We start from the raw sequence: 24,893 nt of genomic DNA, 5'->3' as shown, positions 1-24,893 counted from the left end.
TAAGCCACCTACTCTCCAAACCATACCAACACTCTGGTTTTATCAATCCACTTATTTGGCTGATTGATCTTTTTGTCCTGATTTCAAATGACTTACAAAACTGGATAAGCCTCTATTGATTTTTATGAGCTGAAGTTTGTTCTACCTGCCAGCCACCACCCAGCGTTTTATAGACATTTAGCATATTTTCAGCTTCAGCTAACCGTGCCTGTACCAGTCGATCCTGTATATCTTGTGCATTGATGCGTGCTAACAGAACTTTATCGAGTGTGATATTGCCAAATTTAAACAACTGGCTAGATTTGCTGACTTGAACACTGGCTTGCTGCGAGGCTTGCGCCAAATAGCGATTTTGCTGCGTTAAACTGCTTTGTAACTGATAGGCACTATCGACTTCCGCCAAAGACTTCAATACCAGTTGATCATAATGTGCTAACGCTGCTTGAGCTTGAGCATCATGTACTTCTATGTTGCGTTGAATACGACCTGAAGTAAAAATCGGCAAGCTGACACCTGCACTGATCAGCCCACCAAAACCTTTCAGTTCAGGTGTGCTGCTATCCAAACGTACCTGTCCAGTTTGCCCAATAAACTGAATATTAAAGCGTGGTAACAAATCGGCTTTGGCACTAGCAAGTTGCGCGCTGGATGCCTGAATCAAGGCATATTGCTGACGCACATCTGGACGGCGATTCAACACGGATAAGGGAGTTTCACCACTGGGTAATGCAGGAATATGATTTAAAATATCTACCGATGCTGGCACATGAAACTGTTGTGGCGACTGCCCTGTCAACACGGCCAGATTGCGCTGATAGACATCTGCCTGTGCTTGTAAAGTTGCCAACTGAGCTTTTAAACTCTCCCGTTTAATTTCAACATCACGTACATCATAATCGGTGACTTGCCCTGCTTTAAAACGCCCGTCAATATAACGGCGAAGTTCTGTCAAGCTAGCAAGGGTATTTTGCCCAATCTGTATACGCTTTTGTAAACTTCGCATTTTGAAATAATTGTCGGCAATATCACTCGCAAGTAGCATCTGCACAGCATACCACTGCTGGGTTACCGCCATACTGGCGTATCTGGCGGCATCGGCATCGCTACGTTTACCCCCAAAAATGTCAGGTTCCCAACTTGCAGCAAAACCAGCATGTTCACTGTGCCCTGTAATATTCAAATCATCACGGTTTAAACCAGAAGCCCCTACACCCGATAGCATCTTGCGGGTTTGTGGGCTAAGTGGATTATTGACTTGGGCATGATGACCATCTACCCCAGCAGATACGCCAGCCGTTGGCCCCAGATCAGCCAATGCCAATGCTGCATTGGCACGTGCCGCCTGCAAGTTTGCTCGTGCAGCAGTCAAATCGTGATTATTTTGTAGACCTTGTTGAATCAGCTGTGTCAGTACAGAATCATGCCATGTGAGCCACCACTGTGAGACATCAGTTGCATCAGGAGTCGCCGCAACGTGTTCAAACTGTGTAGGCACAGCGACTTTCGAATCCAGTTTGACTTGCAATGGACTACATGCGGCGAGCAATATGCTCCCCATGGCGATTACCAACAGCGATTTTTGCATTTTATTATTCTCCACAAGCTTATCCCTGACTCGTCAACATGGAACGAAAGCGCTTGAGCGCAAACATTAAAAATGCTGCACCGATTACACTCATAATCAGTAATTTTTTCCACACGATATCTAAACCTGCATCACGAAACAGCACTTCTTGCCCAAACTGCATATATAAGGTCACAGGTGAATAAAAGGTAACCTGCTGAATCCACTCAGGCATGCTTTCAATCGGGGATTCAGAACCAGACAACAATCGGCTCACCATATAAATAGGCAAACATAACAGACCAAACTGAGGCATGGTTGGCGCAACTGTTGCCAGACAAATTCCCATAGAAGAAACCGAAAACAAATAAATAGCTGTACCTAAAACATACAGGCCAATTGAGCCGTTAATCGGAACTTGCAGCAACGTTTGCACCACTAACCATAAAGACAATAATGCCGCCAAGGTAATCACCAGACCATTGGTCAGAATTTTAGACATGGCAATTTCACTGGCATGTACAGGCATAACCAGTAAATGCTCAATCGTACCGTGTTCTTTTTCCCGAATAACTGCTGCCCCCACCAAAATCATGGCAAGCAAGGTAATATTGTTGAGTACTTGCGCTACGCCTGTATACCAGTGCGTTTGAGTATTGGGATTAAAAAATACCCGTACCATCGGCGTTAATGGCAACATATCTGTAGGAGACTGATGCTTAAACGCATTGACTTCATTTTGTATGATCTGATTCAGATAAGTCGTTCCAACGCCCGCTTGCGTCACTGCGGTCGCATCGGCCAGAACTTGTATAGAGGCTTGACGATTTGCAGAAACATCTCTTTCAAAATTCGCAGGAATAGTGATCACAAAAACATAATTACTTTTGTCCATTGCCTGATCAACCTGATCAGGTGAGATAATCGCAGGTTGTTTAAAATACGGTGCTTGCAGTGCATCCCGAATCTGAAAAGACAACTGCGAACGGTCTTCGTCAATAATGGCAACTGACGCATTACGCACTTCGGTGGTGATCCCTTTAGCCACGGTGTATACAGCAACCGACAAGAACACCACAATCAGCCCCAGTAAAATCACATCATTAAACAGGCTTTTGAGTTCTTTTAGACTAAGAATCCAGACATTTTTAAGCCAACGCAGCATAACTATACCTCCTGCTTTTTCAGCACCAGTCCTGCCAAAAACACATAGACCACGCCAAAACCAAACAGAATCAGGTAATACCCGATAAAACTCTGAAAACTCAATCCTTTGGTAAAACCACCCAGACTAATCAACTGAAACCATGAGGTCGGGAAACACCATCCTATCCAGTAACCAACACCTGTCAGCGTGGACAATGGGTAGAACAATCCAGAAAAATTCAGTGCAGGAATCATGGATAAAATCGCTGAACCAAAAATTGCCGCAACCTGAGATTTAACAAAACTGGAAATCAGTAAACCAAATGAGGTTGCCGCACAAATCAGCGCAAAGGCACCCAATGCCATCGCAAAGAAATTGCCCCGCACAGGCACACGTAGCACCACAACCGCAAGCCACACCAAAATCAAATAACTGCACATGGCAACGGCGATATACGGCAACTGTTTGCCAATCAAAAATTGCCGTACTGATGCAGGTGAAGTATACAAATTGGTAATCGAACCAATTTCCCGTTCACGTACCACGCCCAGCGCAGTCATCATCACAGGAATCAGCATGGTTGCCAGCATGATCATGCCAGGAGCCATCGCATAAATACTTTTAAAATCCTGATTATAGACATAGCGTGGCTGAAGCTGCACGGAGTCAGCGGTATTGAGTGAATAGCCTTTTTCCTGCAACTTGTCATTTAAGTAGCTGGTTAATATGCCTAAAACAAAACCTTTAATATTTTCCGCGATAAAAGGTAAAGACCCATCGATATAAAAACCAACTTCTGGCTTTTCTCCCCGCATTAACTGCTGCCCGAAGTGCGGTGGAATATCAATCACCAAACGTGCTTGTGAACTTTTCAATGAATAGTCAATCTGGTCACTACTGTCCAGATATTCGGTCAACTTAAAATAGCTCGATGCGGAAAAGTTCTGGATCAACTCACGACTTTCAATGGTCTGGTCACGGTCAAGTACCGCAAACTTGATTTTTTTTACATCAAACGATACGCCATAAGCTGCTGCCATCATTAAAATGACAGGGCCAATTAAGGCAAAAAACAGGCGAATCTTATCACGGAATAATTCTTTGCCTTCACGGACTGCAAATGTCCAAACTGTTGCCAGCCAGTACAATACGCCTTGTGCCTGCGCCGAATTAAAGGCTGAGAGATGACTTAAATCGGTAAATTCATGAGAGGTTTCCACAGGCTCTTCTGCAACTGTGGGGGGTGCTTGTTCCTGCTGTGAAGCCTCTTGCAAATAGGCAATAAAGGCTTCTTCAAGATCTGTCGTCTGTTGCTGCTGACAAAGCTGTTCAGGTGAACCCACCGCTAGTACTTGCCCACGATGCATGAAGGAGATCCGATCGCAACGCGCGGCTTCATTCATAAAATGAGTCGATACAAAAATGGTAATGCGGTCATCTCGGGACAAACGCAATAAATGTCGCCAGAACATATCTCGTGCTGCGGGGTCAACCCCTGAAGTCGGTTCATCTAAAATCAACACTTCAGGATGATGTAAACAAGCTGCCGCAAGTTGCAAACGCTGGCGCATTCCCAACGAAATTTCACTGGGCTTGGTAGAAGCTATACTCTCCAAATCAAATTCTTGTAAAGCAGCATCGACCCGTGCAGCAATCTTGGCTTCAGGCATCCGATAAAGCTGTGCATGCAAGACCAGATTTTGCCTGACTGTTAGCTCCTCATATAAAGAAAATGCCTGTGACATGTAACCGACCCGTAAGCGAGTTTGCATATCGGAAGTTTCAATTTGTGTTCCAAGTAATTTGGCACTGCCTTCGGTGGCTTCAAGTAGCCCTGTCAGCATTTTCATGGTGGTGGATTTACCACAGCCATTTGACCCCAGAAAGCCAAAAATTTCACCACGCTCAATGGTGAAATTGACATGATCAACCGCAGTAAAATCACCAAAACTTTTGGTCAGATTGACTGCCTCAATCGCTGGAGGTGAGTTTTCATCTTTAATAAATGGTGTCTGTTGCAAACCATGTTCATCGGTTTTTTTATCATCGGGCAACAGCTTGATATAGGCTTGCTCCAAAGTCTGACTTTGGGTTTGTTGCAATACGGTTTGGGTTGGGGCACTGGTAAGCAGCTTGCCATCATCCATTGCCAGCAAATATTCAAAACGTTCAGCTTCATCAATATACGCGGTTGAAACCAGTACCGTCATGCCCTGATTTTCACTGCGCAGGCTATCCACCAAACTCCAGAACTGACGGCGAGACAATGGGTCAACACCTGTCGTTGGCTCATCCAAAATCAGCAGTTCAGGCTGATGCACCAACGCACAGCATAGGCTGAGCTTTTGCTTCATGCCACCAGACAGTTTTCCCGCAGCACGTTCGGCAAATGGTGCGAGTCCTGTTGCCTCCAGCAAGCGCTGAATATGCGCATGACGTGCCTGTCGTGGCAAACCAAACAGCCGTGCATGAAAATCAACATTTTCATAGACCGATAAGGTCGGATAAAGGTTATGTCCCAAGCCTTGCGGCATAAATGCCACTTTGTGAGACAATGCGCGCTGCTGTTTTTTATTGGATAGGTCACGACCCAGAACGTGTACGCTCCCCGTCTGAATCACTTTAATCCCAGCGATTAAACTCAATAGTGTTGATTTCCCCACACCATCAGGGCCGATCAGACCGACTGTAACGCCTTTCGGAATCGTTAAACTTACAGCATTGAGCGCTTGTACCTGACCATAACGATGTGTGACCGCCTGCATCACAACAGCATTTTCCACAGTGGCAGTGGCTTGTTGTTCTAACATGAGCTTGCCCTCGGGTTATGGCTGAGGCAGTTTAATTGCCCATTGCGGTGCCCAGTTCTTTTGCCGATCCAAACGCACATAACCATTACCCGTCATACCACCTTTGAGTAACTGGTTATAACGTAAGGCAATCTCTGTCGGAATAGCGAGTTTGACTTTGTACATGAGTTTCTCACGCTCATCGGCAGTTTCTACATACTTCGGTGTGAACTGTGCCTGATCAGCAATAAACTTGATTTTGGCAGGAAATACAGCATCTAGCCCATCTAGTACAATACGGGCTTCATCACCTACTTTGAGTTTACCTACCGTATTGGTTGGCAGAAAAACGGTCATGGTGGCATCGCTCGGATCCAGTAATGTCACGACTTTGCTGCCTGCAGCGAGGACATTACCTACCTCAGCAATACGGTATTCCACACGTCCAGCTTTGGGCGCCCGAATCAGCATATCCTGATGAGTCGAATCGGCAGACTGGATCTGTGCCTGAGCCTGTCCCACAGTGGCAACAGCCTCGGCTTTCGCAGCCTGAGCAGCTTTGACTGCTGCAAGCTCGGCTTCATACGCTGCCTGACGTCGGTCTAGCTCAGCTTTAGAGACCAAAGCCTGTTGATATAATTGGCGAGTATTATCCAAGTCCAGTTTAGCGACTTTTTCCTGTTGACGGCGTGCACTAATTTCAGCATCAGCACGGCTAACTGTTTCCTGCGCGCGGTCTTTACCTGCCTGTGCAGCCATCACCTGACTATTACTTTGTTCGGAAGAAAGCTGTGCTAAAACTGCATTTTGCTGAACGCTGTCACCTTCATTGACCATAAGCTGTTTGACTCGCCCAGCATATAACGTTGCAACATCCAGACGCTGCAGTTCCAAGCGACCATTTGAAGTGGCAAAACCCTCAGGAAGATGATTTTTACTCTTATAATTCACCCAAACCGCAACACCAATCAGAGCAGCGATCACGACAACAACCAGCACCTTCTTCAGCATGATTTGTTACCTATTGTTAAATCATTTAAATTTATAAATATTTGTAATAATGCCGAGTTTAGCCCCTCTACTGGGCAATATTAAATCAGTAAAATTGATAAGAATAAAATCGTCAACGTAAAGATCATCATCTACCGTCAGTTTTAAGCCTTGTATTTCCATCTCATCAATTCAATACCTGAAAATGAACCTGTAACTCGTAGGTCATATATTGATTACAACCAAATTATTTTTAACCTTAAAGATTATTTATTTGATTTTAATTATGATTTTTTAAAATTCGAGCAATATTTTCACAGGTACGTTCAAGGTTCTGCTGTCCATGCTGACAAGCAGTTGTCAAATCACAACAACGATCTAAAATGCCAAAAATTGCAGTAAATCCTTCATCATACAGTTCATCAATTCCCTCACCGACATAACCTGCACAGGCAAATAACGGTTTATTGAACTGGTGAGTCACTTTAGCTACACCGAGTGGTGTTTTGCCAAATTTGGTTTGAAAATCAATACCACCTTCACCTGTAAAGACATAATCTGCCTGTGCAATATGTTTCGCTAACTGGGTTTGCTCAATAACCAAATCAACGCCTGAATGTAAGTTTGCACCCGTAAATGCCATAAGTCCCGCTGCCAGACCACCTGCCGCGCCAGCCCCTGCAACATTGGCAACCTGAATTTGGGAGTACTGTCTAATTTTCTCGGCAAAATGCTGCAAGTTGGCATCAAGCTGTTGCACCATATCTGCGTCCGCACCTTTTTGTGGAGCAAATACCGCTGAAGCTCCGTTTACACCCGTTAAAGGATTCGTTACATCACTGGCAATCCAGATTTGTGTATGCTGTAAGCGTGAGTCTAACGCTGTCAGGTCAATCCGCTGAACTTGCTGCAACTGCCCACCTGCCAATCCTATAGGCAGTTCCTGTTCTTGAGCATCATAAAAACGTACACCGAGCGCTTGAGCCATGCCTGCACCAGCATCATTGGTTGCACTTCCTCCAAGCCCAATGATGATTTTTTCAACCTGATAGTCTAGCGCGGCACGAATCATCTCTCCCGTACCAAAAGTACTGGTCAGCAATGGGTTACGTAATTCAACAGGCAGTAAATCTAGCCCATTGGCTTTTGCCATTTCAATCACGGCGGTTTTTCCCTGATCAATCAACGCAAAATAGGTTGCTACTTTCTGTTCGGGTAAAGAACCTGACACCGTTACCTCAACACGCTGTCCACCACATGCCAACAGCAAGGCATCCACTGTACCTTCCCCACCATCTGCCATCGGAACATGAATAAAATGTGCATCAGGGAAAATTTTGATAATACCCCTTTGCATCGCTTGGCAAGCCTGCTGTGCAGTCATACTTTCTTTAAAGGAGTCTGGAGCAAGGACAAAGGTTTTTGGCATTTTATTCTCTGATGATCTCAATATATTGTTAAAATCTAAGCGATTTAAAGTTACAGGTCACGCTGATTTTAATTTTTATTTAAATAGACCTCTTTCATCATTATTTATAAACTTCTTGGTTTTTCCTCCTTGAGCAAAATTGAAATATATTTCAGTGAAGCACAAGATAAATAAAATAGGCTAAATTTTCATATTGCTGTGACTATGGCTGACTCGTCCATCTCAAAAACTTCAAACTAACCTGTAACCCATGCAAACATGCGGAAGGTTGAAAATGCATTTCTGCATGAATCTGCTTGAGCGCAGTCTGCACAATCGACAGTCCCAGACCGCTACCCATTGCCTGATGTTGAGTTTTTTCCAAACGCACAAAACGCTGCATAGCATTCTCATACTGACTCGGGTCAATTCCACCTCCGTCATCATGAATATCAACATAGACATATTTAGTGTCAAAATTTATATTTAACAGAACTTTACCTCGTTCAGGATTATACTTGATTGCATTATCAAGCAAATTGAGCATAATCGTTTCGAGTGCAGTAGACAACGCAATAACATAGATGGGGGTCTGCTCATCCTGAACCTGCACCTTGATTTTAATCTGCCTTCTATCTGCACTAGCCAGCAGTTGCCCTACACAACGGCGAACACAGTCGAGCATATTCACAGGTTGTAATGTCTGTTTTTCTTGTACATCATGATGCGCCATGCTCATAAGCTGCTCAACCAAATGTGACATACGCTTTAGGCTCTGCTCTAAATCCTGCAAAGTTTCAGCATATACTTGGGTATCTTTTGCAGTCTTACTCAACAAGGAAACTTGCAAACGAATAGCCGTCAGTGGCGTACGTAGTTCATGTGCGGCATTGGCAATAAACATTTTTTGCTGCTGCTGCTCTTGTTCAATTCGATGAAATAAATGGTTCAGCTCATCAATGGCAGGGGTAATTTCAGCAGGTAAATGTGCAATATGAACTTCGGACAAATCCGAATAATCGCGCAGTGCAAAAGTCTTTTTAAGTTCATCGAGTGGTTTAAGATGATGCCGAATCAGTTGATAAAAACCATAAATTGCAAATGGCATAAATAGCACATAGGGAATCAGCATAGTAAATGCCAATTGCTTGGCAAGATGTCGCCGTACTTTTACAAACTGGCTAATCTGAATCTGCCTGTCAGGCAATGGCAACACATAAATCTTTAATTCGCCACGCGAAGAATGAATTTTTTGAAAATACGGTTCACTGGCATAACCCACCAGATAGTCTGGATGCTTTTCCCTGTTTTGCAGCTCTTGCCTTGGTACAATATCAATAAACAGATCTGTTTCATCATAAGGTCGACGTCTATCATAGGTCGATGTACGATAGGAAATATTATTTCTATCAAGGAAAGTTGCCATTTCCTGCATTTGCCGATCTAACACTTCTTCGGACTCTTGCAGAGAAATTTGATATGCAGACATCCCAATCATAAAAAACAATAGGATGCTAAAAATGCAAACGCTCAAGGACATTCTTGAGCTGAGTGGGAGTTTGCCATAAAAATGCTGAATGTACCGCCCGTAAGCAGCACATTTAAGCAGATTATTTTGTATGCGTTTCAATACAGTAGCCCAACCCGCGTACCGTGCGAATCAAATTTTTGCCGAGTTTTTGCCGCAGATTATGCACATGCACTTCAATCGTGTTGCTATTGATATCTGTCTGCCAATCATACAGCTTTTCTTCAAGAACCTGTTTGGAAAAAATCTGGTTAGGATACATCATCATCGGTTCTAAAATTGCCCATTCTTTTTGGGAAAGTTCTACGGTTTTACCCGCCTTCAACACGCGATGGGTATTTGGAAAGAGTTGAATATTACCCACTTTAAAGCAGATTTCTTCATCCACACTAAAATGACTACGGCGCAGCACCGATTCAATTCGTGCCACCAACTCCTCAAAGTCATACGGCTTGACCAGATAATCATCTGCACCAAGTTTTAACCCCAGAATTTTGTCTTTACTCTGATCACGGGCACTAATAATAATAATGCCCATGCGGTTTAAATCAGCTTTCTTGCGTATGTGCTTGAGAATTTCCAAGCCATCAATTTCAGGCAGGCCCAAATCCAGCAATGCAATGTGGTAAACATTACGAAATAGAAGATCTAGAGCCTGTAAGCCTGTTTGTGCCCAGTCCACATGGAATTTTTCATGTTGCAATAATTGGTAAGTACTCTTACCAATCATTTCATCATCTTCAATATAGAGCACTCGAATCATGCTAAATTTGCCCTTTACAGCTCGATAACATATTTAATTTGGGATCAAGGACCTGAGTCTGGATATTTAACAGCCCCAAGAGCGTTGGGAACAGGTTATCCTGACTCCATGCACTGTCTTTATATTCTGACAGGCATTGATAGATTTTACTTTGATCAGACCACTGCGATGAAAACCAGAATAACATCGGAATATGCGTTTGTTGTTCGGGTGCGACCATATATGGCGTACCGTGTAAATATAACCCACTTTCTCCTGTAGATTCACCATGATCTGATAAATACAACATACTGCTTGCTACAGGCTGTTGTTTCAGCAAGCCAATGGTCGATGCCAAAATATGATCCGTATACAAAATTGTATTGTCATAAGTATTGACCAAGGCCTGATGATCACAGTTCTGGATGTTATTGGTTTCACAGGTTGGAGTAAATTTTTTAAATTCAGCAGGGTAACGCTTGTAATAAGCTGGTCCATGACTCCCCATTTGATGCAGGACAATCAATTGGCTTTGTTTCAGATGCTCAACATCCAAAGTTTTTAAATAATCAGCCAGTGCATCAATCAGGACTCCATCACGACACTCATTCTTTTCACACCATTTTTGATAGCGTGGGTCATCTTTAGGTGAAATATAATGTTTAATTCGCGCACATACACCTTTACAACCTGAGTTGTTATCAATCCATGTGACCTGATAACCTGCTCGCTGAACAATATCGAGCAGCCCTTCGCGATGCGATGCCAAGCCATCATCATAATCTTTACGTGGCATACCTGAGAACATACACGGAACTGAAACTGAAGTTTGTGTACCACAAGATTCAACATTACTAAAATTAATAATATCGAGTTTCGATAGCTCAGGATTGGTTTTTTTGCTGTAGCCATTTAGGCTGAAATTTTGGGCACGAGCTGTTTCACCCACGACAAGCACTAAAATTTTAGGCTTAGTTTGTGCGGCTGTAGCCACAACATGCGCATCTTGCCCATAGGGAACCAATGTTTTATCACTATGCTCAAACTGCTTAGTGAGATAGCTCGTACCACTTGACAACACATTCAATGGTGAAATTTGTGCCTTGAGCTGGCGGTGTTCACGGAAAATCGGAGCATACTGACTATAAAATGAAAAAAGCCCGCCACCCATGACGGCTAAAGCGATGACTAAACTTGCTAGCTTGGCCATGACGACTTTTTTAAAAGAATCCTGACGAATTTGGATAAAATACAAAACGATCATCGGCAATACAATTGTTGCCAGACACCACAATAAAAATGGAAAAGACAACAAATCTAAAGTTTCATGCAAATCAGTTTGTGCCACATTTTCAATTTGTGAAGTGCTCACATCCACACCAAGCTGATTGACAAAATATGACGTCATACCTGTCAGAATAATCAACATGATGCTGAGTGTTTTTGCAATTTTACGCCAGTTCAACAACTGCAACACAAAGAAATAAAAAGTCCCAATTAATACAAATGTCACCAAAATAAATAAATAATTACTTATTCCTTGATATGAGCTGAGTTGGGAAATATTGCGATAGAAACTGAGGTTGGTGAATCCAGCTAACCAACATGCAACCAAACCATTAAACACTGCTAATGACAGGCTGATTTTATTTTTTGAAAGGTACATCAGCATAATAAAGATCATTGTCGATAGGAGATCGGCCATTACACCTTGCAAACCTTAAGACTTTCTTACAAATATTTTTATTAAAAATTAATAACTTAAATAATAATGTAAAGTTATGTAATTTAAAATCTTAATTTAGATCACATTTATTACAGGGAAAAATGTTATTTTATAATGTTTTATGCCGAATCTTGCCTAAAAGACATGTTTCATTTTTATGACAATAATCCGTTTAATTTTTAGGCATTTAGAATTAAAGAACAATAAACTCATCTCACGAAGCGGTTATATTCTTTTTTGTATTTCATTCACAATTTAAAAAGAAATAAAAAAGCATCATATCCAAGAGATTATCGGGAGAAGTAATGAATTATCAAACACATCAAAAATTTAAAAATTAAATACAGAGCGCATTAAAAATATTCAATATTCCAATGCTCCAAATACCTTTCAATTCAGCACTCAAGAACAAGTTTCACCAAGCTCGGCTAAATTGAGAGTGAGCTTATTTACGGTAACGAATGAACTTCGCAGGATTACCTGCAACCACATGTTTGCTTGCAACATGTTTCGTAACCATGCTGTTCATACCGATAATGGCATGATCCTCGATTTGCACACCGTCTTTCACACCAACATGAGCACCAAGCCAAACATCACGCCCAACCCGAATACCTTGAGAACGTACAGGCTGCTGATAAATCGGTTCTGCCAAATCCATACCATGATCGAAGGCATACAAATGGCAATATGCTGCGAGACGCGCCTGATCACCCAAAGTAATGCCTGCCCGTCCACCATCCAGGATGCAATGGTGATTGATCGCAACTTCATTACCTATTGTTAAAGGTCCATGCAAGGTACAATCCGCTGCAATAAAAGTATTGTCACCAATGCTAATTTTGCGCCCACGCTCAGCAAAAATATGCGCTAAAGGTGAAATAAAACAGTTTTTTCCAATTTCAACAGTTTCCATTTCCATGAGATAGGCTTGGTACTCTTGTTGCCATTGCTCCGCCCATAAACGATGCTTTGGTTTTAAAGTCCAATACAACCAAGGCATATAGTTTAGGCGCTGTTTATGCTGCTCACGATATTTCAGTAATGGATCATCAACCTGCATCTGGCAATTCCTCATCTAAGATGTGTAGTTGTTCGCGTCCACGGGTTACATCCTGAATTTTTTTAGCAAGGGCTTCGATTTGATGAATCTGCAACTTAGCCAAAACCGTAACACCTTCGGCTGTATAGTCTTCCTGAAACTCAATGCCTTGCTGTTGCATTTCGTATTGAAAAATTGCCCATTCATTAAAGAAGCATGAAAAAGAAACCTGTTTTTTTTCAATTAACTCAATTTTTTCAGCCAGTAATAAGCATTGACCTGCACAGCCACCATAAGCACGGACTAAACCACCTGTACCCAATTTAATCCCACCATACCAACGATTGACCAAAACCAGAACATTCGTCAATTCATTGCCTTCAATAGTGGCTAAAATAGGACGCCCAGCCGTACCTGATGGCTCACCATCATCATTGAAGCGGACGTGATGACCGATTTTCCATGCCCAACATTGGTGGGTCGTGCTAGCATCTTTATACAAAGCCAAGAAATCTTTGACATCCTGTTCAGTTTCAACAGGAGTCACATATGCCTGAAAACGGCTTTTTTTGATCTCTTCCTCAAAACTCACCCGTGTTGCAATGGTAAATGGCATAACCCTGAATCAATCTAAAAATCTGGAGGCATATCATAAAAGGTCTAAGGGCATAATCAAAAGAGCTTTTATAATTTTGCATGAGAAAATCATCGCAAATTCAGCAATACATTCAGCAGCACCTGCTCCTCACTAGATAAATACTACCAACCGCCTACCCCCAATTCATAAATCTTGTGCATATGAATATATTATAAAAAAAGGTTCTGTTCTGATTCTGGACGATGCTTGCGACCCACTTGTTCCGCATAAACCATAGCAAGAATTTAGTGAAGAAATAAAAAAAACTGAGTTAGACTGGAAACTGATCAGTTATGGTCAAACGCATCATTCTTTTACAGTAAAAACTGCCAATCAAGCAGATGTTAAACAACATAACGAAAAATCATCAAAACGTGCCTTTCAAAGCATGTATGAACTTTTAGAAGATGTTTTCCAATAACCTAAAACAGGATATTCATTTCATGTATACCTTATGGATTGGCAATAAAAATTACTCATCTTGGTCACTGCGTGCATGGCTCAGCCTGCGCGCACTGGATATTCCTTTTCAGGAACAACTTAGCCCATTAAATCTGGGCAGTAGCAGTTACCAAAAATTCAAGGCATTTTCCCCATCAGGTAAAGTGCCTTGTTTAATTGATGGAGAACAAGTGGTTTGGGATTCATTGGCAATTATTGAATATGTTGCCGAACAATATCCCAAGCTATTGCCACAAGATAAAGCAGCGCGCGCATGGGCACGCTGTGCAATGGCAGAAATGCATTCAGGGTTTATGGAATTGCGTTCACGCTGTCCAATGAACTGCGCATTAAAAGGTATCGAGATAGAACATACACCTGCACTCGATCACGACATTCAGCGTTTAGATGAATTATTGCAACAAGGTTTGACTCAGTTTGGTGGCGTGTGGTTGGCAGGTAAAGACTTTGGTGCAGTAGATGCCTTTTTTGCACCAATCGCACTACGGGCAAAAAGTTATAGCCTTAAATTTTCTGAAACTACTCAGCAATGGATGGAGCGTATTTTGCAGCATCCTAATGTACAAGAATGGTCTCAGCAAGGTGAGCAGGAAGACTTTTAAGCCATAAAAAAAGCCTGTTTTGACAGGCTTTTTTCTTACTTGCAGATTTATGCTTCTGGTGCGGTCAATTCAGTCATTGGCCAGCGTGGTGTCGTAGTCACAGATAATCCATCACATGCACCCGACTTCAAGCGTTGATATCCAGCAAATGCAATCATTGCACCATTATCTGTACACAGCGCAGGCTCTGCATAATAGACCTGAGCTTTAATCTTGGCGAGTTTTTGTTCCAGGCTTTCACGTAAGCGCAGATTGGCACTCACACCACCTGCAATCACCAAACGCTTTAAACCTGTCTGTTTTAAAGCTTTGACAGATTTCTTCACCAAGGTATCGACAATCGCCTCTTGGAATGACGCTGCAATATCCGCATCGCGGTTCTCATCACCCAATTTTTTCATTTGTACTGAAACAGCAGTTTTTAAACCACTAAATGAGAAATCCAGACCTTGATGCAACATCGGGCGTGGAAATTCAAAGGCTTCAGGATTACCACTCAGCGCCAACTTGGCAATATTTGGCCCACCTGGATACGGTAAGCCCATCATTTTTGCCACTTTATCGAAAGCTTCACCTGCCGCATCATCAATCGACTCGCCTAGCAACTCATACTGACCAATGCCATAGGCTGCCATCAACTGTGTATGCCCGCCAGATACCAGCAGCGCTACAAACGGAAACTCAGGCGGATTTTTGGAAAGTAGCGGTGCCAACATATGTCCTTCCATATGATGCACACCGATCGCAGGCTTGTTTAATGCAAATGCTAAAGTCCGACCAAACAGTGCGCCCGTCATGAGCGCACCCATCAAGCCAGGACCTCGGGTGTAGGCGATGGCATCAATCTGATTTTTCTTGATACCGCTTTGCTGCAATAATTCGTTGAGTAATGGAATTAATTTACGCACATGATCACGCGATGCCAGTTCAGGCACTACACCGCCATATTCGGCATGTAGTTTAATCTGACTGTATAATACTTGACCTAAAAGCCCCTGCTCACTGTCATAAAGCGCCAGTCCAGTTTCGTCACAAGATGTTTCCAAGCCTAAAACAATCATTTAAATGCCTATTTTTCACTATGCAAATTACAGCCTTCGCTATTATAGACTTGTGATATGAGATGTAAATGAGTAAAATACTGACCTTCACTTGTGATCGAAGGCAATTCAGCCTAGATCTTATCCATAACTTAATGAGGATTCTTCATGCCACAAGTTAAATTGAAAGAAGGCGAACCAGTAGACGTAGCTATCCGTCGTTTCAAGCGTTCATGCGAAAAAGCGGGTGTTTTAGCTGACGTTCGTAAACGTGAATTTTACGAAAAACCAACTCAAGAACGTAAACGTAAAAAAGCTGCTGCTGTTAAACGCTACCAAAAGAAATTGGCTCGCGAATCAGTACGTACTACTCGCCTTTACTAAGATTAATTTGTGATTGATTGACTCACCTGGACAAAATAAATGACTACTTTAAAAAACCAAATAACTGATGTTTTGAAAGCCGCGATGCGTGCTAAAGAAATGGATAAGTTAACGGTAATTCGTAGTCTACAGGCAGCAATCAAGCAAATCGAAGTCGATGAGCGCATAGAGCTTGACGATACTCAGGTTCTTGCGGTCATTGAAAAGCAAATAAAACAACGTAAAGAATCGGTTAAAGCCTTTGAAGGCGCTGGCCGAGAAGATTTAGCTAGTAAGGAACAAGCCGAAATTGAAGTTTTATCTCAATTTCTACCAGAAGCTATGACTGAGGAAGAGCTTGATTCCATCATTGCACAGACTATTACTGCGCAAGAAGCTACTAGCATGAAAGATATGGGTAAGGTGATGAACTCTCTACGTCCGCTCATAGCCGGGCGTGCCGATCCTGCACTTGCATCTGCAAAAGTTAAAGCACAACTCGCTTAAAACTTACAGTTTAAGCCAAAAAGACATCCCTCAGATTTTATTGCACAGCATAAATCACTACATACTGTGCAATCCGATGATTATATAAAATTACAGTTGATCTGTTTCAATGTTAAACCTGCTCTTGTTAAAAACATTGCTTTAAATTGCTCACGCATGAATTCTCTCTTTTCCGGTTTTAATAAATTTCTATTTTGATCCATTAGCTCATAAACATTATTGAAATAAATTTGCGTGGACTGGCACATCTGCTGTTTTTGTTGTACAGTCAAACTTGTTGCATGAAGATCAATCTACTGCAATAACGCATTTTTCCTCTTCGTATACTGGTTTCTAAACTCATCCATTTTTTGATCCATTGCTGCCTTATCATGCATTTTGAGCGAAGTCTGCCCTGCAAAACCCGACACACTACACAAACTCAAAATAACAACTTCAATTGTTTTTTTCACAGAATTTCATAATATTATTAATCAGATAGATTTCAATTAATATGTTTTCTTATTATCTAAAACCGACAACCATTATGGATTATTTTTTATACTGAATCGCACAGTCTATATAAATACATCCTGTGCAATTAATGATTTATTTTAATTTACAATTCACACCCATTTTCTGCAAACTTTGATAATCGGGTGCTTCATACACTGCCTGAGTAATAAACTCCTGCTTCGTCACGCTACGATCTTCTTCTGCGAGCAGCTCACGGTTCTGATCCAGTACTGCATACATGTCATTAATTAATCCCTGAGTAATCTGGCAAAAGCGTTGGGATTGTTTTGTCGTAAATTGAGTCGCTTTTGGATCGATTGATTTCAAAAAATCGCGCATTTCCGTATCATGCTTTTGCGTTGATTGCTCTAGTCTTTGTTCAAGCTCTTGTTGGCTATGCGCTTTTAACGCGGATTCAGAAGCAAAGCTCGATACACTACATAAACCTAAAGCCAGCACACAAATCAGTTTTTTCATAAAAATTCTCAAAATTTATTCTAAAGTAAATAATCGCTCTGCCTGCATTTGTTTTAAGCGATGCTCAATTGTAGCAGACAAAGATAAATTATCTTTGGCTAAACGCTGGGCGTGTAATAATGATTTAATCCCCTCTTCTTCCTGACCTGACCAAAACTGCATCTCGGCGCGGTAGCGTAACACTTGTATAGCCTGAACAGGTGAAGCTTGATCAATGACCGCTGCACGCTGCATCAAATCCCAACCCTGCACATCATGCGGGTTATCCTGTAAAATTTTATTGACCAAATTAAATACAGCAACGGGCTGTTTTTTTCGGATCAACACCTCAGCAAGCTTATAAGTCAAAGCACGATTTTCAGGCATGATTTTCTGCTGTGACACTATGGTTTGATAAGCTTGATCAAACTGATGCTGCGTTAAAAAAATATCGGTTTGCAGCAGGACTGCCAACATATTTTTACGCATTTGCATCTGCGCCGTATTGAGTGTTGCCTGAGCTTGGTCAGCATCTCCTTGTTGCAGATAAAATGCAGTCAGCGCCAAAATGGCTGCCTGATTATGCTGTGCTTGCAAGGTTTTAAGTTGCAGCTCAGTGACATCATTTGACAACACTGCAGCATACCATTTCATTAACTCATAATCTGGATCGCTAATATTGGGTTTTACATTTGGAAATTGCCTTGCCCGTAATCGGGCTTCACTCATGCGTGCAGTGGTTAAGGGGTGCGTCATCCAGAACTCAGGCATAAAACTCAATTGCACCGAAGATCGCTGCATACGTTCAAAAAAATCTGCCATAGCATTTGGGTTATAGCCTGCTGCCACCATGTATTGCATACCAATACGATCTGCTTCACGCTCCTGATCACGACTATAACTGAGCTGTTGACTGACCAATGCTGCCTGTGTTCCAAGCATCACCGCAGAACCTGCACCACTATTAGACTGTGTAGCAATTGCCGCACCAACCAAAATGCCTGCAAGTGCCAACAAACCTTGCCCTTTAAACGCTTCTTGGGATCGACTATAGTGACGCTGCGTGACGTGCGCGACTTCATGCCCCATCACACTCGCGACTTCATCGCGATTTTTTGCCAATGCAATTAAACCTGTGTTGATTGCAAATACACCACCTGGCACAGCAAAAGCATTAACTTGTTTGTCTTTAATAATCAACAAGCCAATCGGCGCACCCAAATTGGTTTGACTAACAATATTGCGAAAAATAGCATCTAGCTGATCTTCCAGCCACGGATTTTGAATAACATCCAGATGCGAATGAATTTCCCGATAAACTTTTTCACCTAAGATTTTCTCATTTTGCTGATCAATAATTCCGACACTCATGCCTCCAACACTAGGAACATCAAGTGATTCAGGGTGATAATGATATGCAAAATCCTCAGCATAAACAGGCATTGAAATAGCACATGCCAAACAAATCAGTCGCTGCATCAGGATTTTAGTCATATTCACCTTTTAGGTTCAGGCAAAGTTTGGGTTCACCAAATAGCATGGTGTTCGATCTTCAAGTGCATCTATCAGGTTTCGATAGGCAAGTTCCGCCATTTTTAATCGTGTGGCTGCGGTTGCTGAACCCAAATGTGGCAATGTCACCACATTGTCGAGACTGAACAGCTCTGACTGTTGCAAGGGTTCTTTACAATAAACATCCAGTCCCGCTGCAAAGATTTTTTTAGCTTTTAGAGTTTCAATCAAAGCCGTTTCATCAAGCACCGAACCACGGGAAATATTCACCAATACCGCATGTGACTGCATTAAATCCAGTTCAGCCTGCCCGATCAATGCTTTTGAATCTGCATTTAAATCGACAGCAACAACCACAAAGTCCGAGCGTTTTAGTAGCTCTGCTAAATGACAATATTGTGCATTAAAGGGCTGAGCAGCTTCGATTTTTTCACGGCGGTTATGATAAAGAATATTCATGTTAAAACCATAAAAACCACGCCGAGCCACGGCGGCACCAATATACCCAAGCCCGATGATGCCTAAAGTTTTACCGAAGATATCCTGTCCAAATTGTGCTGCGCCAACGGTGCGTTGCCATTGCCCTTGTTTTGTCCAGCGATCTAGTTCAGGCACACGGCGTGCAGCACTCATGAGCAGGGTAAATGCCAAATCAGCCGTCGTTTCGGTCAGTACATGTGGCGTATGACCCAACCAGATTTTCTTCTGATTTAAATAATTTACATCGTAATTATCGTAACCAACACTAACACTAGAAATGACTTTTAAACGCTGTGCTGATGCAAGATTTGCTTCATTTAAAATTCTTCCCGCACCAATCATGCCATCTGCATCTACCACATGCTGGCGAATCTGTTCATTAACATCGCCTTGTTTGGGATTAACCTGCACCACATCATAATTTTCTTGGAGTCGGGTGAGAATTTCTGGGGCGATTTGACTAAAAACCAGCACTTTTTTTGGCATAAAGCAATCCTAGAATCTTAAGTGTTGAATCAATTTCCATAATTGTTGTTTTAAGAATGGCTGTTGCAGCATATCCTGCAAACTCGGTACAGTCTGACAAGAAAGCTTAAATGATACGGGCAATTCACCCAAACAAAAAATGCTTTTCTCAGCGGCCACAACATCAAAAAAACCTTGTAAATAATCTTGCAAACCACTCGGTTCTTGCAAATTTACCAATGGAAAAGGCCATTGCAAACTGGCATCCTGCAAATGTAATGCCTGCTGAATATTACGCCATAAAGGTAATGTCTGGGCTGTGAGCTGCTGTTGATCGACGAGCAAAACAAATTGTTCGGCAAATAAAACCTGTAACTGAAAGGCTTGCTGTTCTATTTCTAGCGGTTCTACATCTATCTTGGTCACCGCAGCAGCATGTGCTGTTTCCTGCAAGTTTAATGGTGTTTCTACGGCTTTTACATTTAAACTGACATGCTGATCATCGGGCTTGACCACTATTTCTTTTTTTATTTCTTTTTTCAGTACAATTGCAGACCCAAGCTCAGGTAGTTTCGATGCCGTTGATAGCTGACCCGACTGTCCAATATCGGCATCTCGCCATAATGTCGTTGCAGTTGAGATAGAACGCACAGCCGCATGCCGAGGAATCCACAGATCTATTCCCATCATGGCGAGTTGTTGGCGCTGTTGCTCTATCATCATCTCATCATCTTTTCTAAAGTTAGCATAGTGTAGGCTATTTCACTGTGAAACCGAATTGTATTTGCCGATTTGCTACACAATCATGATACTGTTTTTCTTCATCACTTGATCCACAATTTCATCAGTTTCAAAACCCAAGCGCCAATAAAGTAACTGTAGAACATCCAGCTCATCTTGGGTAATCACCCGATCATTCCACAAATATTCCTCGGCAATACTTAAAATACGCAAACGATCACGCAGTAGCAAACCCGAAATGTCTTGCAAAATCTCTCCGAGGTCAATCGGCTCATCAGATAAATCCTGATAATGCTCCCAATCTTCAGGTTTAATCAGTTTTTTAATCAGCTTTTCACGTATTTCGAGCTGATTGCTGGCATTCAGTTGTTGTACGTGCAAGAGTGCATCCATCAAACGCATCACTTCAGGCAATACATCATTAAATGCAGTTGGCATATGAGTTGGAAGCAAGTTCAGTTGATACTTCACTCGCTCAATCAACAAAGCATCCAACAGGCCAATTTCACCATCCGCCTGTGCAATTAATGCCAGTTTGGTTAAAAACTGCCGTGATGAACTCAATGGCATACGCTGAATATTTTGACAAGCCAAATAAAAAACCTGTACATGCTGTCGCCCATCAATACTCAATAAAGCATCAACAATGGCACGACTCACTTCGGCATGTTTGGGAATAAATTCACGATACTGACGAATCATTAAAATCGCGACTAAAACTTCTCTTGAACCCGATGCAGTTTGCAAAGCACGATCAATTTGTTCAGGACGTGACATTTTTGCGCGGATTGCTGGGTTTAATGGCTTTATTGCATCTTTAAGCGTAAAACTAATAGGCGACAACCGTAGCAAAGGCAACGGTTGAGGTGCAGACCATGTAAATGCAACTTCATGCCCTTCATCACCAAAAGGATGAAATAAACTAAATAACGGTTGGGTTTTAAGTTTTTTCAAATTTTCTAGTCGTAAATCTTCAAGCAAATTCGGATTTAACTCATAAATACGCCGTTCAATGCTCGGATGAATATTCAACCAACTTTGACTACTCAATGAGTTGGCAAAGCACATATGTGCAATCGATTCCGAATAAGCGCTATGAATTTGAGAACCTGCATGATGCACATAAATCCGCAATAAAGTCTGAATATTGGCGTCATTGGCAATCAGTTGTGTCGTATAAACATCATTTCTAAATGTCCGCCCGATCAGCGTAATAAATTTAATTAAACGAGAAATCAATAACCCAAGACTGCCCATGAGCCAGATGATGCCACCTAGAGCAACCAAAATAGTTTCAAATTTATTCTGACGTTTTGCATGATAGGGTTTAAAACCATACCGTGCCACCTTGCTCCCCAACTGGCTAAAAGTCGTTAAGCTACTAAACATGATTTTCAAGCGAGTGTTTTGATAAGTTTCACCCGTCAAAATCTGGTTAAATGCGTAGCTAAATAAACCATATAGCTCAATCTCATCCAGATTTTGCAATGCTCCCCATGTAATCACAATCACGGTATCGTCAGGATGTACTCCTGCCGTAAGCGCATTCACACCGACTTCATCTGGCAGTACATATACAGCAGGAACACGTAACCGATATTGTTTGGCAAATTGCTGGGTGATTTTAATTGCAATCGTTTCTTCAGGTGTACTTTCAGCGGGATTTAAAAAGCGTGCACGTAACTGTTTTGCCAACGAGTGCCCGCCTTCACGAAACACATAAACTTCGTACAGCACAGAACCGAGCATGATCGCCAAAATGACCAGCAGCACAATCGGACTCAGGTTATACCAAAACACAGACTGAGTCGGGTCAATATAATGCATGACCAAACCAAAAGATAAATTGAGCACCACCAAGGTCAGTACAATCGCCAACGAACAAATAGTGGTCGACCAAAATAAGCTTTTCTGATGTCCTGAAGAAGAAAGTGTTTCCATCGCCAAATAACTGCCTCAATGCATACCTGCACATCCATCATAAAATAAAAAAGCGGGGAAATCCCGCTTTTTCACTATGATGAGTTAACAGGATTATTCTTCGCGAATCCCTGTTAAATCTACAGAGGCTGCATCAATATTGACATCGATATAACCATCTTTTTTCTTTTTCGCAAGGTCGCTACGGCTTCGTTGCAAATTGTCCAGATACGCTTCATCAATATCGCCAGTGACATAAACGCCATCAAACACTGAACAATCAAACTCGTTAACTTCTGGCACTTTTGGAATACGAATCGCATCTTTTAAATCTTCCAAATCCTGGAAAATTAAGCGATCAGCACCAATAATTTCTTGAATTTCTTCAACCGTACGGTCAGATGCAATCAGTTCAGCTTTTGCAGGCATATCAATACCATACACGTTTGGATATTTCACCATTGGTGCAGCCGATGCAAAATAAACTTTCTTCGCACCAGAATCACGAGCCATCTGAATAATTTCATTACAGGTTGTACCGCGAACGATGGAGTCATCGACCAACAGAACATTTTTACCTTTAAATTCAAGCTCAACTGGGTTGAGTTTTTGGCGCACTGATTTTTTACGTTGTTGCTGACCTGGCATAATAAAGGTACGTCCCACGTAGCGGTTTTTCATAAAACCTTCGCGGAATTTAATACCCAACATATTTGCAAGTTCAAGCGCAGAGGTCCGACTGGTATCTGGAATTGGAATAACCACATCAATACCGTGGTCTTCACCCCATTCTTTCAAAATGCGGTTTGCCAGTTTTTCACCCATTTTAAGGCGAGCTTTATATACAGAGATACCATCAATGGTTGCATCTGGACGAGCAAAATACACATATTCAAAAATACATGGGAAGTATTTTGGATCTGTTGCACATTGCTTAGTGAACAATTCACCATCTGCATTGATATAAACTGCTTCGCCTGGTGCGATATCACGCTCAACCTTAAAGCCAAGTGCAGTAATCGCAACCGATTCAGAAGCGATGATATATTCAGTCTTACCCGACTCAGTCACACGTGAGCCATAAATTAATGGGCGAATACCATTTGGATCACGAAAACCCACCAAGCCTTGCCCAGTCACCATTGCAACGACACCGTACGCACCACGACAACGTTGGTGTACACGATGTACTGCGTAGAAAATATCTTCTGGTGTTGGGTGCAAGGTTCTGAGTTTTTGTAACTCATGCGCAAATACGTTTAACAGAACTTCCGAATCCGAATCGGTATTCATATGGCGTAAATCTGTTTCAAACAGATCTTGACGTATGTCATTTGCGTTAGTCAGGTTACCATTATGTGCCAAGGTAATCCCGTAAGGTGAGTTTACATAAAATGGCTGTGCTTCTGCACTACTTGATGAACCCGCGGTTGGATAACGCACATGCCCAATACCATAGTTTCCTTGTAAGGCACGCATATGGCGGGTATGAAATACATCACGCACCAAGCCATTGTCTTTGCGCAAAAATAAACGCCCGTTGTGACAAGTAACAATACCTGCAGCATCTTGTCCACGATGCTGCAACATCGTTAAAGCATCAAACAACAATTGGTTAACTGGCGCATGACCAGCAATCCCAACAACTCCACACATAGCAACCTCGCAGACAAGCTTGGATTAATTAAAAGGGTTTTTAGTTGAATGTTCTGAGCGATTCCCTAAGGAACTTCCCTGCTCAAAAGAGGAGTCATCCGAAGTTGCAACTTCAGCCTGACTCTGATGATTCATGTGTTTAATCGCATCACTGGCAACATCTTTTGATAAGTCGGTTGCAAGCGGTGCATACGGCAATAATGCCTGAACAAATAAGGAATGTTGCCACGATTGGGCACTGTGTAACCACGGTGCGAGACTTTGCATGACAATCAGGACGATAAATAAACTCTTGAGTATACCAAACAGCCCACCCGCAAGACGATTGAGTGGGTCAAGTTTAAGCGTTTTAAGAATACCACTTAAAATAGATGTTACTACCCATGTCAGTACAATGATAGCCAATGCCACACAGGCGAACGCAGCCACTTTTTGCACCATGATGCTATGGCTAAAACCAGACATAAATGGTGCAAGCGTACTCGCCAAACTAGTCGCAACAAACAGTGCAAGAATCCATCCCAGCAAACTTGCCAATGCACTTAGTAATCCTCGTCGCAATCCGTTAATGCAGCTAAACACCAAGATTGCAAGGACAATAATGTCTATGGTATTCATAAA

Annotated in this window: 22 protein-coding genes and 1 pseudogene; 4 read left to right on the top strand and 19 right to left on the bottom strand. The window is 42.1% G+C overall.

The window, feature by feature from the left end:
* Positions 1 to 112 precede the first annotated feature (112 nt).
* The 10 genes from ACX1N5_RS04775 to ACX1N5_RS04730 all read right to left on the bottom strand — a co-directional run bounded on the left by ACX1N5_RS04775 (position 113) and on the right by ACX1N5_RS04730 (position 13,552).
* Positions 113 to 1,585 (bottom strand): TolC family protein, encoded by a 1,473-nt coding sequence (locus tag ACX1N5_RS04775; RefSeq protein WP_131379887.1) that lies wholly within the window; start codon positions 1,583 to 1,585, stop codon positions 113 to 115.
* A gap of 19 nt (positions 1,586 to 1,604) precedes the next feature.
* Positions 1,605 to 2,729: an ABC transporter permease gene (locus ACX1N5_RS04770; protein ID WP_131379889.1), complete on the bottom strand. Its 1,125-nt coding sequence runs from the start codon at positions 2,727 to 2,729 to the stop codon at positions 1,605 to 1,607.
* A gap of 2 nt (positions 2,730 to 2,731) precedes the next feature.
* Complete coding sequence (gene rbbA / locus ACX1N5_RS04765) at positions 2,732 to 5,521, bottom strand: ribosome-associated ATPase/putative transporter RbbA (RefSeq protein WP_458800426.1); 2,790 nt, start codon at positions 5,519 to 5,521, stop codon at positions 2,732 to 2,734.
* 15 nt (positions 5,522 to 5,536) lie between these two features.
* The gene (locus tag ACX1N5_RS04760; RefSeq protein ID WP_458800427.1) at positions 5,537 to 6,511 is read right to left on the bottom strand and encodes an HlyD family secretion protein; all 975 of its coding nucleotides are present in this window, start codon (positions 6,509 to 6,511) and stop codon (positions 5,537 to 5,539) included.
* 259 nt (positions 6,512 to 6,770) lie between these two features.
* On the bottom strand, positions 6,771 to 7,919 hold the full coding sequence (locus ACX1N5_RS04755) for a glycerate kinase (RefSeq protein WP_458800428.1): 1,149 nt from the start codon (positions 7,917 to 7,919) through the stop codon (positions 6,771 to 6,773).
* Between the two features lie 202 nt (positions 7,920 to 8,121).
* The gene (locus ACX1N5_RS04750; protein ID WP_458800430.1) at positions 8,122 to 9,396 is read right to left on the bottom strand and encodes a sensor histidine kinase; all 1,275 of its coding nucleotides are present in this window, start codon (positions 9,394 to 9,396) and stop codon (positions 8,122 to 8,124) included.
* Positions 9,397 to 9,508: 112 nt separating this feature from the next.
* Positions 9,509 to 10,189, bottom strand: coding sequence for a response regulator transcription factor (locus ACX1N5_RS04745; protein WP_004751608.1), 681 nt, complete (start codon positions 10,187 to 10,189; stop codon positions 9,509 to 9,511).
* Between the two features lies 1 nt (position 10,190).
* A complete protein-coding gene (locus ACX1N5_RS04740; protein ID WP_458800432.1) occupies positions 10,191 to 11,840 on the bottom strand; it encodes a phosphoethanolamine transferase in 1,650 nt (549 codons plus the stop codon).
* A 499-nt stretch (positions 11,841 to 12,339) separates the two neighbouring features.
* Positions 12,340 to 12,957, bottom strand: coding sequence for an acyltransferase (locus ACX1N5_RS04735; RefSeq protein ID WP_458800434.1), 618 nt, complete (start codon positions 12,955 to 12,957; stop codon positions 12,340 to 12,342).
* Complete coding sequence (locus ACX1N5_RS04730; RefSeq protein WP_458800436.1) at positions 12,947 to 13,552, bottom strand: IMPACT family protein; 606 nt, start codon at positions 13,550 to 13,552, stop codon at positions 12,947 to 12,949. Before ACX1N5_RS04730 ends, ACX1N5_RS04735 begins: the two co-directional genes overlap by 11 nt.
* Before the next feature lie 274 nt (positions 13,553 to 13,826).
* On the opposite strand from ACX1N5_RS04730, the pseudogene ACX1N5_RS04725 reads away from it, so the two are divergent.
* Positions 13,827 to 13,994 (top strand): annotated as a pseudogene (locus ACX1N5_RS04725) (hypothetical protein); the annotation flags it as partial.
* Positions 13,995 to 14,016: 22 nt separating this feature from the next.
* A complete protein-coding gene (locus ACX1N5_RS04720; RefSeq protein WP_458800438.1) occupies positions 14,017 to 14,637 on the top strand; it encodes a glutathione S-transferase family protein in 621 nt (206 codons plus the stop codon).
* 47 nt (positions 14,638 to 14,684) lie between these two features.
* Here the strand turns inward: ACX1N5_RS04720 and tsaD are convergent, their stop codons facing one another.
* Positions 14,685 to 15,698, bottom strand: a complete 1,014-nt coding sequence (tsaD, locus tag ACX1N5_RS04715) for a tRNA (adenosine(37)-N6)-threonylcarbamoyltransferase complex transferase subunit TsaD (protein WP_045792892.1) — start codon at positions 15,696 to 15,698, stop codon at positions 14,685 to 14,687.
* A 147-nt stretch (positions 15,699 to 15,845) separates the two neighbouring features.
* On the opposite strand from tsaD, the gene rpsU reads away from it, so the two are divergent.
* Together rpsU and ACX1N5_RS04705 are read left to right on the top strand one after the other, a co-directional pair.
* Positions 15,846 to 16,061 (top strand): 30S ribosomal protein S21, encoded by a 216-nt coding sequence (rpsU, locus tag ACX1N5_RS04710; protein ID WP_001136722.1) that lies wholly within the window; start codon positions 15,846 to 15,848, stop codon positions 16,059 to 16,061.
* 39 nt (positions 16,062 to 16,100) lie between these two features.
* Positions 16,101 to 16,547: a GatB/YqeY domain-containing protein gene (locus ACX1N5_RS04705; protein ID WP_004751594.1), complete on the top strand. Its 447-nt coding sequence runs from the start codon at positions 16,101 to 16,103 to the stop codon at positions 16,545 to 16,547.
* Between the two features lie 293 nt (positions 16,548 to 16,840).
* On the opposite strand, the gene ACX1N5_RS04700 is transcribed toward ACX1N5_RS04705, so the two are convergent.
* From ACX1N5_RS04700 to ACX1N5_RS04665, 8 genes are all read right to left on the bottom strand, one after another.
* Positions 16,841 to 16,999 (bottom strand): hypothetical protein, encoded by a 159-nt coding sequence (locus ACX1N5_RS04700; RefSeq protein WP_458800445.1) that lies wholly within the window; start codon positions 16,997 to 16,999, stop codon positions 16,841 to 16,843.
* Between the two features lie 136 nt (positions 17,000 to 17,135).
* On the bottom strand, positions 17,136 to 17,519 hold the full coding sequence (locus tag ACX1N5_RS04695) for a hypothetical protein (protein ID WP_458800447.1): 384 nt from the start codon (positions 17,517 to 17,519) through the stop codon (positions 17,136 to 17,138).
* A 15-nt stretch (positions 17,520 to 17,534) separates the two neighbouring features.
* Positions 17,535 to 18,992 (bottom strand): M48 family metalloprotease, encoded by a 1,458-nt coding sequence (locus ACX1N5_RS04690; RefSeq protein WP_458800448.1) that lies wholly within the window; start codon positions 18,990 to 18,992, stop codon positions 17,535 to 17,537.
* Between the two features lie 15 nt (positions 18,993 to 19,007).
* Positions 19,008 to 19,976: a 2-hydroxyacid dehydrogenase gene (locus ACX1N5_RS04685; RefSeq protein WP_458800450.1), complete on the bottom strand. Its 969-nt coding sequence runs from the start codon at positions 19,974 to 19,976 to the stop codon at positions 19,008 to 19,010.
* Positions 19,977 to 19,985: 9 nt separating this feature from the next.
* Positions 19,986 to 20,678 carry a hypothetical protein gene (locus ACX1N5_RS04680; protein WP_458800452.1) on the bottom strand — a complete coding sequence of 231 codons (693 nt, stop codon included), beginning with the start codon at positions 20,676 to 20,678 and terminating at the stop codon, positions 19,986 to 19,988.
* Between the two features lie 72 nt (positions 20,679 to 20,750).
* A complete protein-coding gene (locus ACX1N5_RS04675; protein ID WP_131388116.1) occupies positions 20,751 to 22,637 on the bottom strand; it encodes a M48 family metalloprotease in 1,887 nt (628 codons plus the stop codon).
* Between the two features lie 93 nt (positions 22,638 to 22,730).
* Positions 22,731 to 24,272 carry an amidophosphoribosyltransferase gene (purF, locus tag ACX1N5_RS04670; RefSeq protein ID WP_458800454.1) on the bottom strand — a complete coding sequence of 514 codons (1,542 nt, stop codon included), beginning with the start codon at positions 24,270 to 24,272 and terminating at the stop codon, positions 22,731 to 22,733.
* 24 nt (positions 24,273 to 24,296) lie between these two features.
* A complete protein-coding gene (locus ACX1N5_RS04665; protein ID WP_458800456.1) occupies positions 24,297 to 24,890 on the bottom strand; it encodes a CvpA family protein in 594 nt (197 codons plus the stop codon).
* Positions 24,891 to 24,893: the final 3 nt, after the last annotated feature.

The sequence above is a fragment of the Acinetobacter sp. ANC 4636 genome (assembly GCF_054454555.1).
The sequence above is the reverse complement of the archived record's forward strand: the minus strand, read 5'-3'. Positions and strand labels throughout refer to the sequence as shown.

Bases quoted from the DNA above. Each gene is read 5' to 3' on its own strand.
- ACX1N5_RS04775 (WP_131379887.1), bottom strand. From the start codon at position 1,585: ATGCAAAAATCGCTGTTGGTAATCGCCATGGGGAGCATATTGCTCGCC.
- ACX1N5_RS04770 (WP_131379889.1), bottom strand. From the start codon at position 2,729: ATGCTGCGTTGGCTTAAAAATGTCTGGATTCTTAGTCTAAAAGAACTC.
- rbbA (WP_458800426.1), bottom strand. From the start codon at position 5,521: ATGTTAGAACAACAAGCCACTGCCACTGTGGAAAATGCTGTTGTGATG.
- ACX1N5_RS04760 (WP_458800427.1), bottom strand. From the start codon at position 6,511: ATGCTGAAGAAGGTGCTGGTTGTTGTCGTGATCGCTGCTCTGATTGGT.
- ACX1N5_RS04755 (WP_458800428.1), bottom strand. From the start codon at position 7,919: ATGCCAAAAACCTTTGTCCTTGCTCCAGACTCCTTTAAAGAAAGTATG.
- ACX1N5_RS04750 (WP_458800430.1), bottom strand. From the start codon at position 9,396: ATGATTGGGATGTCTGCATATCAAATTTCTCTGCAAGAGTCCGAAGAA.
- ACX1N5_RS04745 (WP_004751608.1), bottom strand. From the start codon at position 10,189: ATGATTCGAGTGCTCTATATTGAAGATGATGAAATGATTGGTAAGAGT.
- ACX1N5_RS04740 (WP_458800432.1), bottom strand. From the start codon at position 11,840: ATGCTGATGTACCTTTCAAAAAATAAAATCAGCCTGTCATTAGCAGTG.
- ACX1N5_RS04735 (WP_458800434.1), bottom strand. From the start codon at position 12,957: ATGCAGGTTGATGATCCATTACTGAAATATCGTGAGCAGCATAAACAG.
- ACX1N5_RS04730 (WP_458800436.1), bottom strand. From the start codon at position 13,552: ATGCCATTTACCATTGCAACACGGGTGAGTTTTGAGGAAGAGATCAAA.
- ACX1N5_RS04720 (WP_458800438.1), top strand. From the start codon at position 14,017: ATGTATACCTTATGGATTGGCAATAAAAATTACTCATCTTGGTCACTG.
- tsaD (WP_045792892.1), bottom strand. From the start codon at position 15,698: ATGATTGTTTTAGGCTTGGAAACATCTTGTGACGAAACTGGACTGGCG.
- rpsU (WP_001136722.1), top strand. From the start codon at position 15,846: ATGCCACAAGTTAAATTGAAAGAAGGCGAACCAGTAGACGTAGCTATC.
- ACX1N5_RS04705 (WP_004751594.1), top strand. From the start codon at position 16,101: ATGACTACTTTAAAAAACCAAATAACTGATGTTTTGAAAGCCGCGATG.
- ACX1N5_RS04695 (WP_458800447.1), bottom strand. From the start codon at position 17,519: ATGAAAAAACTGATTTGTGTGCTGGCTTTAGGTTTATGTAGTGTATCG.
- ACX1N5_RS04690 (WP_458800448.1), bottom strand. From the start codon at position 18,992: ATGACTAAAATCCTGATGCAGCGACTGATTTGTTTGGCATGTGCTATT.
- ACX1N5_RS04685 (WP_458800450.1), bottom strand. From the start codon at position 19,976: ATGCCAAAAAAAGTGCTGGTTTTTAGTCAAATCGCCCCAGAAATTCTC.
- ACX1N5_RS04680 (WP_458800452.1), bottom strand. From the start codon at position 20,678: ATGATGATAGAGCAACAGCGCCAACAACTCGCCATGATGGGAATAGAT.
- ACX1N5_RS04675 (WP_131388116.1), bottom strand. From the start codon at position 22,637: ATGGAAACACTTTCTTCTTCAGGACATCAGAAAAGCTTATTTTGGTCG.
- purF (WP_458800454.1), bottom strand. From the start codon at position 24,272: ATGTGTGGAGTTGTTGGGATTGCTGGTCATGCGCCAGTTAACCAATTG.
- ACX1N5_RS04665 (WP_458800456.1), bottom strand. From the start codon at position 24,890: ATGAATACCATAGACATTATTGTCCTTGCAATCTTGGTGTTTAGCTGC.